The organism is Tardiphaga sp. 813_E8_N1_3, from assembly GCF_051811025.1.
In the GTDB taxonomy this organism is placed as follows: domain Bacteria; phylum Pseudomonadota; class Alphaproteobacteria; order Rhizobiales; family Xanthobacteraceae; genus Tardiphaga.
Map to the genome: position 1 here is coordinate 4,132,477 of NZ_JBPWQE010000001.1, position 14,615 is coordinate 4,147,091.

Sequence of the window (14,615 nt, forward strand, 5' to 3'; positions counted from 1 at the left end):
CTACTTCGCCAGCCAGAAGTCATAGGCGCTCGATGGCGAGTCCAGACCCGCCTCGAAGCTCAACCCGTTGACGTTGTTCTTCGCCGCCAGGAACCAGCTCGGAGCGAACATCGGCACGATGAAGGCCTGATCGACGCCGAGCTTCTGGATTTCATCGGTGAGGGCACGCTTCTTCGCCACATCGGTCGAGCGCAGTGCTTCATCAATCAGACCCGTGATCTGCGGATCCGGATTGGCGATGTTGGAGTACAGAAAGCCCTTGGAGCCGAGCATGTCCCACAATTCCCGCGCGGGATCCGATGGATTGTCGGTGTTCGGATAGATCGTCCAGGTGCCATTGGCGTTGTTCTTGGCATATTCGCCGGCGGTGATGATGCGCAGGTTGAGATCGAATCCGATATTCTTGCGCAACGCGGCCTGGATGCCCTGGATCAGCACCTCGCGATTGTCGCGGACGTAAGGCTGCGGATAGCCGACGTCGATCTTCAGGCGCACGCCGTTCTTGGTGCGGAAGCCTTCCGCGTCGCGGCCGGTCCAGCCGGCTTCGTCAAGCAGCTTGTTGGCGCCCGCGATATTATTGCCCCATGCACCGGCCAGCGCCTTGTTATAGGCCGGATTGGCCGGACCGATGATGGACCACGCACGCGGTACGGTACCGAGATAGACCTGCTTGACCAGCGGCTCGAGATCGAATCCGTCACGCAGCGCACGCCGGACCCGCACGTCGTCCGCAGGCGGAATCGTGTAGTTGATGTTGAATGTGAACGACGTGCTGGCACCGGACGGGCCCGTCAGCAATTTGAACTCGGCCTGATCCGCGAACAGCGCGACGTCGGTCGGCTGCACGCCTTCGATCAGATCGACCTGCCCCGACGTCAACGCACCGGCCCGAACTGCAGCTTCCGGCAGGAAGCGCAGCGTCATGCGATCGAGAAAGGCCGGCCCGGTATGTGCCGCATAACCCGGGCCCCACTTGTAACCCTTGTTGCGGACGAACACCGCCGACTGGCCGCGGCTGTAGCGCTCGAACACGAAAGGTCCGCTGCCAGCCAGCAGTGGCCCACCGCCGCAGAGGTCGCCCTTGGCGAGAGCATTCGGCGAGATGATGCCCAGCTTGACGTTGGACGTGGACTCCAGGAACGTCGAATCCGGCTGCGTCAGGATGAGTTTGACGACATAGGGCGACACCACCTCGGCGCGATCGAAATACTGCAGCAGCGCCACAGCATTGGTGGCATTTTCCGGCTTCTTGACGAAATCGTAATTCGCCTTCACCGCCGCCGCGTCGAATTTCTCGCCGTCGTGAAAGACGACGTCCTCGCGCAGCTTGTATGTATATTCCTTGCCGTCCGACGAGATCGACCACTCAGTCGCCAGCCATGGCGCGAAAGTGCCATCGATCTTCTTGCCGACCAGCGAGTCGATATAGTTGCGCGCCACGAAAAACGCGGCCTGCTGCGATGAGCGATGCGGATCGAAGCAGCTCGGCTCGGTCGCAACGCCCCATGTGATGGCGCCGCCGGAAACCGGCTTACCCTCCTGCGCTTGCGCAAGCTGCCCGCCGAGCACGACCGACGCAATGGCGATCGACGCACGTGCCGAAATACTAATCTTCCTCATTGGGGACCGTCCGTTGGTGTTTTTCACTACCAACCGCAGCAGCAACGTCTCGCATTTTCTGAAGTGATCAATGACATGGAGTTGCCACTTCATCTGAGCGCTGCAACGCGGTAGCAATTTGTAGCGCGATCTAAATCTGCAATCCGCGCAAAGACAATGCACTTCACGCGATCTCACCGTCGCGACACCAAGTTTGAAAGATCATTCGCGATGCGATGCGATCAGTGGGCGAATGTCATACGCGCGAGCCCGAAGACAACTGGATCGCTCTCCGCCTCGCCCATCAGGAATGCTCCATGAGTGAACGCAAACTGCATCTCAACGTGAACCTGCTTCATTCCGGCGTCTATGCATCGGCATGGCGGTTACCCGACAGCGATCCCGGCGCATTCTACGACGTGCAGCATTATGTGAATGTCGCGAAGATCGCCGAACGCGGAAAGTTCGACGCGATCTTTCTCGCCGACACACCGGCCATCACCGACCGCATCGACCTGCGGCCGTTTCAATCCATGGAGCCGACCATCGTTCTGGCTAGCGTGGCTGCCGCGACCACGCATATCGGCCTGATCGCCACCGCATCCACGACCTATAACGAGCCGTATAATATCGCGCGGCGCTTCGCGACGCTCGACCATGCGAGCGGTGGCCGCGTCGGCTGGAATGCGGTGACCACGGCGGACGCGTCTGCGAGCCGCAATTTCGGTCTGTCGAACGTGCTCGAACACGGCTTGCGCTATGAACGCGCGAAGGAATTCGCCGAGGTCGTGCACGCGCTGTGGGACAGCTGGGAAGACGATGCCTTTGTCGGCGACAAGGCGACGGCGCGCTTCGTCGATACGTCGAAGGTTCACGCCATCGATCATCGCGGCACGCATTACACCGTTGCCGGTGCGTTGACCGTGCCGCGCTCGCCACAGGGCCGGCCAATCACCGTGCAAGCTGGCGGTTCAAGCGATGGCCGCGACCTCGCCGCGGCGCAGGCTGATGCGGTATTCACGCTGTCGCAATCGATCGAGGATGGCGTCGCCTATGCGCGCGATCTGCGGGCGCGCGCAGCCGCCTATGGCCGCCCGTCGGATTCCATCGTGATCCTGCCGGGCCTCGCGACCATCATCGGCAGCACCGAGGCCGAGGCGCAGCGACGACAGGACGAGCTGTGGGACCTGGTGCCGATCCAGTACAGCCTGTCACGACTCGCAGGAACATTGCATGTCTCGCCCGACATCCTCGAACTCGACAAGCCGCTGCCGGAGATTCCACTGCCCGCCAATGCCAACCAGACGATGTTTAAGGGTACTGTCGCCATAGCCCGCAAGGATAATCTGACGGTGCGGCAATTGCTCAAGGCGCTGGGTGGCGGCGTCGGCCATCGCATCATCGTCGGAACGCCCGAGGCGATCGCGGACGATATCGAGGCCTGGTTCAGGGCCGGTGCCGCCGATGGCTTCAACCTGATGCCTGACGTCTTGCCGACCGGGCTCGCCGTGTTCGTCGACGAAGTCGTCCCGCTGCTGCAAAAGCGCGGCATCTTCCGCCGCGACTACGAGGGTACAACGCTGCGCGATCACTTCGGACTCGAACGCCCACCCAGCCGCTATGCAAAGCGGGCCCCCACGGCCGTCACGGCGTGATGTCGCCATAGATGCCTGCTCCCGTCGCGATCGACGGGAGCGGTCATGGTCGCGCTAACCCGCCCTAGAGCGCGTGGAACACCAGCGCGCGCAGCTCGATGCTCTCGCGGGGCGGCGCATCCGCAGGCGCGGTCGGATCGGCAAAGGCCGTATGCGGAGCGAAACGTGCGACACCGTCTTTGGTCGAATCATAGCACTTCAGCAGCAATATCTCGTCAGGCGTCATATCCGGTACGTAGTACCAGCGATGCTGCGGATTGAATTTCACCGCGTAGGTCTCACCGACCCGGTGCTGATAGACCAGATCCGATCCGACGAGTTCGTCGAAGCGAACGGTCCGCGCATCGGCGACCGCCAGCGGTGAATCCTTCAACGGGCCACGAATCGGACGCCACAGATTGATGATCTGCACCCGACCCTTGAGCAATTCTTCTGCGTCCTCCGGGATCAGATCACGGACACGTTGCGGACCCGATTTATCCGTGTGATCGACATGCACCCGGGCGACAGGCTGGCGCGGGCCGTCGCCGCGGTCATTAACGCCGTCGACGCGCTTGCGCACCGTATGATCGAAGATGAAGACGCGGTTCGCGCCGGTGATGTCTTTCAGCAGTTTCTCGGCTTCGGGATAGTAGACGGCCTTGACGTTCTCGTCGTCGTAGAAATCGGAGACCGCGCTGTGCTGGTGCGCCACCGCAAAGCCGTGTTCATCGAGCGACCACTGATCGATGCTCGGCCGCACATCATGGATCGCAACCGCATGCGGCTCCGGCTCCGCGGTGGAACGCGGCTCCCCGACGGGAGGATCGAATGTATAGGTGCGAGGGCGGCCATTGATCGGCGCCAGGTAGTTCAGATCCGCCGTGACGAATGCACCGGCCGTGATCTTCTCGTTGAGCAGTCCCATGATGGTTCTCCCGATTGACATGGGCTCATCACACATTTCATGCGGCCCATTTGGTTCAATCTGATCCCGGAGGCCCGCCGCGCCAATGGGGCGTTTCAAATAAGAACGTCATTTCCCGACAGCGTGAAAACGGATGATGCGATTTCAGCATCGGTATCGATTGAAGATGTTTAGTGTTGTGATCACGACCATCGTGAACAACGTTCGGCGTCGGTGCTTCTGCGCACGCGGAACATGGCGCGCATCCGCAAGCATTTACGCCTCGTGACCGACGCTCCGAAAGAAGGATTCGAAGCCGTTCGGCCCAACTTTGGAATTCCCAAGCGCGCTGTGTGGAGCGTTAATGGGCGCCTTCAGGAGTCGAATTGATGCCACATCCGCCACTTCTCGCCGTTGCCATCGCAGGCGCTCTCGCGCTTGCGACGGCCGTCGAGACCTATCACGCTGCCCATCAGCCCAAAGCTGACATGTCCCGGAATGTTGCAGTCACAGTGACGCCAGCCCAGCAACTCGATCGCGCGCTGCAGGCACTCCGCCTCGATGCTGCCCGGGACAACGCGTCAGCCATGTAGACAGGAGAAAGGACCAAGGCATGTATCTCGGAAAGATGATCGCTTTGGTACTGGGACACGCGACGTTCCTCAGCCTGTTCGTGTGGTGGTTTCGCTAAGCGGGACTCACGCCCTCCGGCAAGACCACCTGCGATAGCAACCTAACCGCGCGAGGCCTTCAACAAAGCTGCCTCCCCCTTCACCCTTGGAAAGATGTGCTCGGCGAAACGCTGTATCTCGCTTTCCAACGGCTGGAATTGCAGCATGAACAACTCTATCCCGGCAGCATGGAACTCGCGGATGCGGGCGGCGACCGTATCGTAGCTTCCCACCAGACCGGCAGCGGTGCCGCCATTGGTGCCCACCCGCGGCGACTTCTGCATCGTCTGCATCATCACAACCTTGGGATCGGTGTTGGCACGCTGAATGGCTTTCATCGGCGCGTCCTGCGCGGCGAGCGCCAGCAGACGCTGATGTGCCTGCTCGGCCTCTGCGTCTGTCTCGCGCGCGATCACGAAGGCCGACAGACCGAAACGCAACGGCGCGCCGGCCCGCGGTCGTGCCGCGACATTGGCGATCAGTGCCGCGACATCGGCCAATGGCTGGCCGTTGATGAACCAGACATCGCCGTGGGCCGCGATCAGATCGCGCGCTGGCTCCGACTCGCCGCCGACATAGATTACAGGCCGCGCGCGGTACAGATCCTTCGGCCGCAACGCATAGTCCCGGACATCGAAATTTTCGCCCTTATGCGTCAGCCGTTCCCCGCTCGACAGTCGCGTAACGATCGAGATCCATTCCTTGCCATAGGCATAGCGATCGTCATGCTCGGCAAAGCCGATACCGGCCTTCTCCAGCTCGGGCTTGTTCCAGGCATTGACCAGATTGAGCGCAAAGCGGCCGCGGCTGATATTCTCGATCTGCAGCGCCATCTTGGCGAGTACAACCGGATGGAAGAGATAGGGCTTGATCGCCGCGATGATTTCGATCCGGCTGGTCAGCGCGGCCAATGCCGCTGCAGAACTCCAGGTCTCGAGTTGATCGAGATCTTCCTGATGCGGATTGATGGTGTGCTGCGCGATCAGGGTGGAATCGTAGCCCAGTGCCTCGGCCTGCAGGACCAACGCCTTGTTGCGCTCCCACGACGCATCATACGGCTCTTCGGGATCCTGATGCGCCGCCCGTGGCCCATGCACCGGTGCCCAGACGCCAAATCGAAGAGGATTCGTGCTCATTGTCTGCCTCATATTCACGTCGCTCTCGCTATAAGACGATCCGCACACGACAGTGCAAGCACCGCCATGCGCTCATGACATCGGCGGCAAAATAGCGCGGATCGAACGAGAAACTTTTTCTTCGCATGACTTGCAGCACACAAGAAAATTCCACCGCGCTTCGAGCCGATTGAATTTCAAGGCAACACGCAGCTTCATTTTCCAAAAACAAGCGCTGCAAAAGATCGTTCGCCTCCCAATCGCGTCGCGCGGATATCAAACTGATCTAATATCGCACGGAGAATGGTTTCGCCGAAGAAACTGAAGACGCTGCGCTTTTCGTTGCTCTATCATCGCCACTGAATTTCAGAACTGCAGCAATGGATGGCAGGGTGAGCAACGTCGACTTCGTCATTCAACAGGAGTATCGCGCGCCCGCAACGCCGACACCCGCGCGCCACGCTTCCGCCATTGCCAAACCCGGCCTGAAGCCAAATCTGATCGTCCTGTCCTGGATCGCGCCCGTTATTCTCATCGTCGTTTGGGAGGCATTGGCGCAGGCTGGTTGGCTGTCACCACAAGTGCTTCCTGCACCCTCGAAGGTGCTGCGCACGGCGTGGAAGCTGACTTTATCCGGCTCGCTGCTGAACGACCTTGGCGTCAGCCTGCTGCGTGCGGCCGCGGGCTTTGCAATCGGCGGCAGCATCGGCTTCATCCTCGGCACGCTGGTGGGCTTCTCGCGCATCGCCGAAGCATTGATCGATCGTGGCGTGCAGATGATCCGCGCGATCCCGTTCCTCGCCCTCGTACCACTCGTCATCGTCTGGTTCGGCGTCGGTGAAGGACAGAAGATCTTTCTGGTCTCGCTCGGCGTCGCCTTTCCGATCTATATCAACACCACGCTCGGCATTCGCCAGATCGATCCGAAGCTGGTCGAGCTCGGCCGCGTGCAAGGATTGTCCACGCTGCAATTGATCCGGCGCATCATCCTGCCCGGCGCGCTGCCATCGATCCTCACCGGTGTCCGCTATTCGCTGGCGACGGCATGGCTGGCGCTTGTGGTGGCCGAAACCGTCGGCGCGCAATCGGGCCTCGGGTTCCTCGCCATGGACGCCCGCGAATTCCTGCGCACCGACGTCATCGTGCTGACCATCGTGATCTATGCGCTGATCGGCGTTGCCGCCGATTCCATCGCCCGACTGCTCGAACGCAGGCTGCTCGCCTGGCATCCGAACTATGGCAAGGGCACGCGATCATGAGCCCGACATCCGTGACATCAAGCGAAACCGCGGTAACCGTGAGCAGTCTGACGCGCGCCTATGGCCCGCGGGTGGTGATCGACAGGCTGGATCTCCGCATCGGACGCGGCGAATTCGTCGCACTTCTCGGCGAAAGCGGCTGTGGCAAGACAACCTTGCTGCGCGCCCTCGCCGGCCTCGATCCGATCCAAGGCGGACATATCGATGCGCCTGGGCGACCTGCCGTGGTGTTTCAGGAACATCGCCTGCTGCCCTGGGACACGCTCTGGCAGAATGTCTCGCTCGGCCTTCCCGGCGCGGATCCGCGCAAGCGTGCCGCCGCTGCCCTGGTTGAGGTCGGACTCGGCGACCGGCTGGACGACTGGCCGCGTAATCTGTCTGGCGGACAGGCGCAGCGCGTCGCCCTCGCCCGCGCACTGGTGCAGGAGCCCCGGCTGCTGTTGCTCGACGAACCCTTCGCGGCACTGGACGCGCTGACGCGAATTCGCATGCATGTGCTGGTCAAGGAGCTTGTCGCCCGCCACCAGCCCGGCGTCCTTCTCGTTACACATGACGTCGATGAGGCAATTGCTCTGGCCGACCGAATTCTGGTGATGCGCAACGGCGTGATCGCGTCCGAGCATCGCGCCAGTACTCATGGCGAGCCGGCTGCATCCCGCGATCAACTGCTTCGCGAACTCGGCGTCGCCACCAATCTCCAGGTCGCCTGATTCCACCTCACAGGAAGTTTTCTCATGTCAAAACCGTTCTTCACATCGTCACGCCGGGATTTTCTCAGTCTCGCGATGGCTGGGGTCAGCGCCTATGCCGGCATTCATTTCGCCAGCCCTGACGACGCCATCGCGCAAAACACCGGGCGAAAGACCGACAAGGTCCGTCTCACCTGGGGCTATCACGGCCTCACGCTGATCGCCAAAGAACGCGGCGAGTTCGAGAAGGCACTCGCCAAAGACGATATCAAGGTGGAATGGCTCGGCCCGTTCCCGAACCACGCGCCGACCTTGCAGGCCGTGACCGGCGACAGTGCTGATTTCGGCTTTGGCGGCAGCACCACGCCTGCGCTGGCAGCCATCATCGCCGGCTCGCCGCTCGTCTTCACCCAATTCGTGCTCTACGAGCCGCGCACGACGGCGATCATCGCCAAGGATGATTCCGGCCTCAACAAGGTCGAGGACCTTGTCGGCAAATCGGTCGCGGTCAACCGGTCGGGGCTTGGCGAGTTCCTGCTCATCGCAGCGCTCGAGAAGCATAAGGTCGACCGCTCTAAGGTGAAATTCGTCTATCTCAATCCGCCGGACGCCGCGCCGGCGCTCGCATCCGGCAAGGTGGATGCCTGGTCGATGTGGTCGCCGGGCGTCGATATCGCGCGGCTGGACTACAAGGCTCACGACGTTTTCCTTGAGGGACGCGACCTGCCGTTCCAGATCGACTTCTCCTCTTACGTGACGTCACGCAAGTTCGCGAAGGACAATCCGGCCATCGTGCGGGCGCTCAACGCGGCCTACGAGAAGGAAGCGCAGTGGGTCAACAAGAACACCACCGAGGCCGAACATCTCATCCAGAAGGTTGCGAAGTACGACGACCGAATTCGCGACCAGTTCATTGAACGCAAGCGCAACTACACGCTCATTCCGGTTTCCGACAAGAAATTCGTCGGAGAGCTGCAAACCGCCGCGAACTGGCTGACCGAGCGAAAGGTCCTGCCCGAGTCCGTCACCGTCTCGGATCATCTGGCCAGTCTTTAAGCGTCAATCCCCGTTCGATCCTCCCACCGGAATCGCCGAGAAGGAATCCCATGAACAAGCCCGCACCGCACCACGCGTTCGACGTGTCGCAGCCGATCCAGATCGGCTCGTCCAGTCTGCAGCAGCTGCTTGATCACATCGCGCAGGGCGAGGCAGAGCGCGAGCACGACCGTGTTCTGCCTTACGACATCATCGAGTTGATCCGTCGATCGCGGATCGGCGCGCTCCGCATTCCCAAGGCCGAGAGCGGCGGCGGCAGTACGGTGCGTGAACTGCTCGCTGCGGTCATCAAGCTGGCGGAGGCCGACGCCAATGTCGCGCATATCCTGCGCAATCACTATAGCGTGGTCGAGCGCCTGCTGGCCTCGCCGCCAAGCGCGCAGAACCGCAAGTGGCGCGACGACGTCGCGGCCGGCGCCATCATTGGCCTCGCCACCACGGAGCTTGGCAGTTCGCAGGTGGGAGACATTGCTCCCGCGACCACTGTCACGCCGGATGGCGATGGCTACCGCCTTAACGGCACCAAATATTACAGCACCGGCACGCTCTATGCGGACTACGTGCTGGTGCGCGTCGCTGATGGCAACCAAGCGCTCGCGACGACGATCATTCCGGTCAAACGCGAAGGCATCGAGCTGGTCGATGACTGGGACGGTTCGGGCCAGCGCCTGACCGGAAGCGGCACCACGCATTTCCGCAACGTCCGGGTCGAAGCAGCCGAACTGATCTTCGATCAGCCGAATATCGGTTATGGGGCCGCCTATCAGAACACGTTCGCGCAACTCTACCTGACTGCCATCAATGCCGGCATCGCCGCCGCTGTCCTGCGTGATGCCAGCGACCTGGTCAGGCGGCGCGCGCGTAGCTTCTATTACGCGCCCACTCTTCGTCCGCGCGAGGACCCTATCCTGCAGCAGACTGTTGGCCAGATCGCAAGCAACGCGTTCGCGGCAGAAGCCACCGTGCTGGCCGCGGCCGACGCGCTCGACGTATCGAGCAATGCTCCAAATCGCGAAGACACCAGGCCGGCGCTGGATGCCGCCCTCGCATCCTCCAAGGCCAAGATCGTGGTCGACGAACTGGCCATCCGCAGTGGCAGCCTGCTGTTCGATGCCGGCGGCGCATCGGCGACCAAGAAGTCCGACAACCTCGACCGCCACTGGCGCAATGCGCGAACGCTGTCGTCGCACAACCCGGTGACCTACAAGGCACAGGCGATCGGCGCATACGAGGTCAACGGCACGCCGTTGCCGGCCAAGGGCTTCTTCTAGGCAATCCCGAACGCTGCGGGATCGCAGCGAGCGCGATACATTCACTTCATTCCCAACCTGGACACATCATGAAAGCTGCATCTCGATTTCTCATTCTCTCCCTGTCAGCGCTTGCACTGTCACTACCCGCCCTGCAGGCCAACGCCGCCGACAAGCCGCTCAAGGTCGGCGTTTCGGCAGGGCCCTATGGTGACATTCTTCGCGAGGCTGCGCGGCTGTCCGAGAAAGAGGGACTGAAGGCGGAGATCATCGAGTTCAACGACTGGAACCAGCCCAATGCAGCGCTGCAGGCAGGCGACATCGACCTCAACAACTTCCAGCACCGCTTCTATCTCGCCAATCAATCGAAGGCTCGCGGTTACAAGCTCTCCGCCCTCGATGAATCGATCCTGGTGCCGGCCGGCGTCTTCTCCAAGAAATACACCAAGGCCTCCGACATTCCGGACGGGGCCAAGATCGCCATCCCCAACGATCCGACCAATGCAGCGCGCGCATTGTTGCTGTTTCAGACCGCTGGACTGCTCAAGTTGAAGACCGATGCCGGCCTCTCGGCGAGTATTCTCGATGTGACTGAAAATCCGAAGAAGCTGCAGATCGTTGAAATCGACGCGGCCCAGCTGCCGCGGTCTCTCGACGACGTCGCAGCGGCCTTTGTGTCATCCAACTACGCCTATCTCGCTGGCCTGGACCTCAACAAGGCGCTTGCGGCCGAGACCAGCGTCGTCGAAGCCAAGCCATATTATACCCTCGTCTTCGCCGCGCGTGACGATCGCAAAGACGATCCGCAGATCAAGAAGTTCATCTCGATCTATCGTTCGCAGTCGGTGAAGGATTTCATCCGTACCAAGTTCAACGGCTCAATCCTCGCCGCCTGGTAACCCAACGGGAGGGCAGCTCGCCTGTCCTCCCTGACGCGATGTGGCATGGCCCGACCACGGGCCGCGCCTGTCGCGACAGCGGCAGGGTACCAGCGCAGCGGCTATCCACCATCATCGCGGGCTGATCTTGCTGCGCACCGATGCCTGCGTCACGAAACTGTTGGGCGGTACGTCTTCGGTCAACCAGACATTGCCACCGATGGTGGAGCCGATTCCGACCACGATGCGTCCCAGGATGGTCGCGCCTGCATAGATGATGACATCATCCTCGATGATCGGATGGCGCGCATTGCCCTTGATGGCCTTGCCCTCGTGATCGGTGGGGAAGTGCCGGGCTCCGAGCGTGACCGCCTGATAGATTCGGACGCGATCGCCGACGATGGCGGTTTCGCCAATCACGACGCCGGTGCCATGGTCGATGAAGATGCTGGCGCCAAGACGCGCGCCCGGGTGGATGTCGATTCCTGTTGCGCTATGCGCCAGCTCGGCAATCAACCGCGCCACCATCGTCGCCCCGAGATTGTAAAGCAGGTGCGCGACGCGGTGATGGATGATCGCCACCATGCCTGGATAGCCAATCAGGATTTCGGGAAAGCTCGTCGCAGCAGGATCTCCCACGAAGGCGGCCCTGAGATCGCTGACCAGCCTGCCTCGGATCTCCGGCAGCCGGGCGGCGAAGTCGCGCGTCGACGCAACGGCATCCTCGAAATGTCGCTCGGTCGGCGCGCCGTCGGAAACGAAAGTCTGCCCGCGATAGACTTGCTCGAGCAAGCCATCCAGCGCAGCGCCCAGTTTGCCTTCGACAAACGCATCGATGCTTTCGGTGCCGAAATCGGAGCGGCCGTAATGCCGGGGAAACAATGCCTCGGTGAGGCTCTTGAGCACCTCCGCGAGGACTTCGCGCGACGGCGCCCGTCTGCTCGGCCCACGCTGCCAGATATTATGGGAAACGTCGCGGGACTCGCGCAGCCCCGCAACGATCGCACCCAAGTCCCAAAGTGGCGCCGGACCGTCCCGACCTGTGTCTTGTTTGACGTCGTCGGCAACCCTCGACATCGCTGCTCCCCTGTTGCGATCTCACGCAGCTGCAACTGTGACTCATGAGCCGAGGACAAGGAATTCCAAAAGTGCAGCATTTTCGATACGTCCATGCTTCCTTCTCACGCGCCGACCTCACGTCACGTGCCTTCGCTTCCGATACGACCGTTATCAAGCACCAGAACCGGCATATGCGCAGCTCCCAAGCCCGTGCACGTTACGCAGCGCGATGATCTCGTCGTGGTCGGATGGCTGCTACCGTCGCCAAACAGTGGTTCATTCGCCGCACATGCCTGCGCACAGCATCGTCGTCGTTGCGGTGCCACTAAATTTGGATGGCCATTTCATTGACGAACGACCGTCGCCGTCGGATATTCGCGACATAGATTATGCACTTCGGAATGCCTGCATGACCGCATATGAGACAACAGTAGTGAGCCAGTTGCGCAAGCGCGTAACCCGCCGCTGCGTGTCCGCGGCCACCGGCGCGTGTTGTTGATTCCGGCGTAAAGCTCACACCGAACATCCCATCACTCACGGATAGGATCGCTGCCTCGGCGGCGAACAGAACGCGCATGTCCAATGCCTATGTCATCGAAGTCTTCAATCGCACTGCCGGAATCGTCGTCGCCGAAGAGCGCGGATTTCGCTTCTTTTCATCAGAGCCTGCCTTCGACACGCTCGAAGGCGATCATTTCGGATCGGCCCGTGCAGCGGAACGCGCAGCGAAGGCACTTATGGACCAGCGAAGTCACAAGGCTAGCCAATCCCGTATCGTCACGGCCCGCTGAGGTCGAGACTGTCCTCGCCCGACCAGAATGACAATCAGCGTCGAACGAACAAAATTGCCCGGCGCAGACGGCATGGAGAATATTACTCCACGCCGGAACGCCCCGACGTGCTGATCATCATTATTTCTGGCGCGCGCTTGCGTAGACCGGATTTATCGCTTTGTTACCTGCAAATGGCGTTGGAGAAAGATGATGCGTGAACTATCGGCGGAAGCCCGGTTGCATAACCGTGCGCGCGCGTCGTCGAACCGCACAGCGGTGCGCCTGCACACGGCCGCCGTTTACGGCGCATTTGCGCTGATCGCAGCCATCGTGTTCGGCGCGACATCGGTGCGCCCATTTTGACAACGGCACGGGACGGTGAGCCGCATGCAAACATGCGATCCCATCGTCAGGGGACATCATGAGCGATCGTTCGGAGTTTCTTTGGTACATCCCGAATGACGTGAAGGCAGGTCACCGCGGCGACGTCGTCGATCCAAACCACAACAGCGTCGAGACGCTTGCCGACCAGGCACAAGCGCTGGAGCGTCATGGGTGGAAAGGCGCGTTGATCGGAACCGGCTGGGGAAGACCGGACACGTTCACCGTCGCGTCAGTGCTGGCGGCCCGAACAACGCGTTTCGAGCCGCTTATAGCCATCCGTCCGGGCTATTGGCAGCCGGCGCATTTTGCATCTGCCGCAGCCACACTGGATCAATTGAGCGGTGGTCGGGTTCGCATCAATATCGTCTCCGGCAAGGACAATCTGGCGGCTTACGGGGATGACGAAGCCGACTCGTCGCAGCGATATGCGCGGACCAAGGAATTCATGCGCATCGTCCGGCGGCTGTGGACGGAAGAGAACGTCACCTATTCCGGCGCACATTTCCGTGTCTCTGACTCGACTGCGGCGCCGCGCATCATCCAGCGCGGCAATCGCCGACATCCGAAGCTGTATTTCGGCGGGGCGTCGGACGCGGCCGAGCATGTCGCCGCAACCGAAGCCGATGTCCAGCTGTTCTGGGGCGAACCGCTCGGCGACGTAAAGCAGCGTATCGAGCGGCTCAAGAGCTTGAGTCAGCGCCTTGATCGGGATCTCCCGCCTTTGGAGTTTGGTCTCAGGATCACGACGCTTGTCCGCGAGAGCTCCGCCGAGGCCTGGGCTGCGGCGGAAGCCAAGGTTGCCGACATGGCGAAAAAAGCAGGCGCAGGCTGGAACGACCACGGCCCCGCAATCGCCATCGGCCAACGGCGACTGCTCGACCTGCAGGCGCGCGGCGATGTTCTCGACGACAACCTCTATACGGCACCAGGAAAATTCGGCGCAGCCGGCGCCGGCACTACCTGGCTGGTCGGTTCGGCATCCGAAGTGGCCAGCTCGCTGCAGAAATACCGCGATCTCGGAATTAAGTATTTTATCCTGTCCGACACGCCCTATCTGGCGGAGATCGAGCGGCAAGGCAAAATACTCCTGCCTTTGCTTCGAGATTGATTCACAGAAGCTGAAATCTGATAGCCACTATATATTTGAAATTATTATATAATTTCTTGGAGCGTCTTCAGGCTTCATCGTACCGAAGTCCCCGCTTTGCGGCCATTCGCGCTTCCAGACAGACGATATAACCCGTCCGGAATGCAGCGCCAGCTTCCGTCGGATCGCTTTCGTTCAGACGAGGTAAACCAGGCGGATATCGCTGCCCCGCTCGCGATACTCTGGCGCGTGAA

The 14,615-nt window shown here is 61.2% G+C and carries 14 protein-coding genes; 10 read left to right on the forward strand and 4 right to left on the reverse strand.

Features of this window, described 5'->3' with window-relative positions; all coding sequences use genetic code 11:
• Positions 1-1,620, reverse strand: a complete 1,620-nt coding sequence (locus AB8A33_RS19495; protein ID WP_439094229.1) for an ABC transporter substrate-binding protein — start codon at positions 1,618-1,620, stop codon at positions 1-3.
• 296 nt (positions 1,621-1,916) lie between these two features.
• Between AB8A33_RS19495 and AB8A33_RS19500 the strand changes: the two genes are divergently transcribed.
• Positions 1,917-3,254, forward strand: coding sequence for an LLM class flavin-dependent oxidoreductase (locus tag AB8A33_RS19500; RefSeq protein WP_439094230.1), 1,338 nt, complete (start codon positions 1,917-1,919; stop codon positions 3,252-3,254).
• Between the two features lie 64 nt (positions 3,255-3,318).
• Here the strand turns inward: AB8A33_RS19500 and AB8A33_RS19505 are convergent, their stop codons facing one another.
• On the reverse strand, positions 3,319-4,161 hold the full coding sequence (locus AB8A33_RS19505; RefSeq protein WP_439094231.1) for a CmcJ/NvfI family oxidoreductase: 843 nt from the start codon (positions 4,159-4,161) through the stop codon (positions 3,319-3,321).
• 368 nt (positions 4,162-4,529) lie between these two features.
• Between AB8A33_RS19505 and AB8A33_RS19510 the strand changes: the two genes are divergently transcribed.
• Positions 4,530-4,733 (forward strand): hypothetical protein, encoded by a 204-nt coding sequence (locus AB8A33_RS19510; RefSeq protein WP_439094232.1) that lies wholly within the window; start codon positions 4,530-4,532, stop codon positions 4,731-4,733.
• Positions 4,734-4,873: 140 nt separating this feature from the next.
• Here the strand turns inward: AB8A33_RS19510 and AB8A33_RS19515 are convergent, their stop codons facing one another.
• Positions 4,874-5,947, reverse strand: coding sequence for an LLM class flavin-dependent oxidoreductase (locus AB8A33_RS19515; RefSeq protein ID WP_439094233.1), 1,074 nt, complete (start codon positions 5,945-5,947; stop codon positions 4,874-4,876).
• 449 nt (positions 5,948-6,396) lie between these two features.
• On the opposite strand from AB8A33_RS19515, the gene AB8A33_RS19520 reads away from it, so the two are divergent.
• The 5 genes from AB8A33_RS19520 to AB8A33_RS19540 all read left to right on the forward strand — a co-directional run bounded on the left by AB8A33_RS19520 (position 6,397) and on the right by AB8A33_RS19540 (position 11,079).
• Positions 6,397-7,185 (forward strand): ABC transporter permease subunit, encoded by a 789-nt coding sequence (locus AB8A33_RS19520; RefSeq protein ID WP_439095984.1) that lies wholly within the window; start codon positions 6,397-6,399, stop codon positions 7,183-7,185.
• A complete protein-coding gene (locus AB8A33_RS19525; RefSeq protein WP_439094234.1) occupies positions 7,182-7,895 on the forward strand; it encodes an ABC transporter ATP-binding protein in 714 nt (237 codons plus the stop codon). The genes AB8A33_RS19520 and AB8A33_RS19525 overlap by 4 nt, the downstream gene beginning before the upstream one ends.
• Positions 7,896-7,919: 24 nt before the next feature.
• Complete coding sequence (locus tag AB8A33_RS19530) at positions 7,920-8,930, forward strand: NrtA/SsuA/CpmA family ABC transporter substrate-binding protein (RefSeq protein WP_439094235.1); 1,011 nt, start codon at positions 7,920-7,922, stop codon at positions 8,928-8,930.
• A gap of 50 nt (positions 8,931-8,980) precedes the next feature.
• On the forward strand, positions 8,981-10,201 hold the full coding sequence (locus AB8A33_RS19535) for an acyl-CoA dehydrogenase (RefSeq protein WP_439094236.1): 1,221 nt from the start codon (positions 8,981-8,983) through the stop codon (positions 10,199-10,201).
• A gap of 68 nt (positions 10,202-10,269) precedes the next feature.
• A complete protein-coding gene (locus tag AB8A33_RS19540) occupies positions 10,270-11,079 on the forward strand; it encodes a MetQ/NlpA family ABC transporter substrate-binding protein (protein ID WP_439094237.1) in 810 nt (269 codons plus the stop codon).
• Between the two features lie 111 nt (positions 11,080-11,190).
• On the opposite strand, the gene epsC is transcribed toward AB8A33_RS19540, so the two are convergent.
• Complete coding sequence (gene epsC, locus AB8A33_RS19545) at positions 11,191-12,135, reverse strand: serine O-acetyltransferase EpsC (protein WP_439094238.1); 945 nt, start codon at positions 12,133-12,135, stop codon at positions 11,191-11,193.
• A gap of 557 nt (positions 12,136-12,692) precedes the next feature.
• Here epsC and AB8A33_RS19550 point away from each other — a divergent pair.
• From AB8A33_RS19550 to AB8A33_RS19560, 3 genes are all read left to right on the forward strand, one after another.
• Positions 12,693-12,908, forward strand: coding sequence for a hypothetical protein (locus AB8A33_RS19550; protein WP_439094239.1), 216 nt, complete (start codon positions 12,693-12,695; stop codon positions 12,906-12,908).
• A gap of 192 nt (positions 12,909-13,100) precedes the next feature.
• Positions 13,101-13,253 carry a hypothetical protein gene (locus tag AB8A33_RS19555; RefSeq protein WP_086937164.1) on the forward strand — a complete coding sequence of 51 codons (153 nt, stop codon included), beginning with the start codon at positions 13,101-13,103 and terminating at the stop codon, positions 13,251-13,253.
• A 58-nt stretch (positions 13,254-13,311) separates the two neighbouring features.
• Positions 13,312-14,382 carry an LLM class flavin-dependent oxidoreductase gene (locus AB8A33_RS19560; RefSeq protein ID WP_439094240.1) on the forward strand — a complete coding sequence of 357 codons (1,071 nt, stop codon included), beginning with the start codon at positions 13,312-13,314 and terminating at the stop codon, positions 14,380-14,382.
• Positions 14,383-14,615 lie beyond the last annotated feature (233 nt).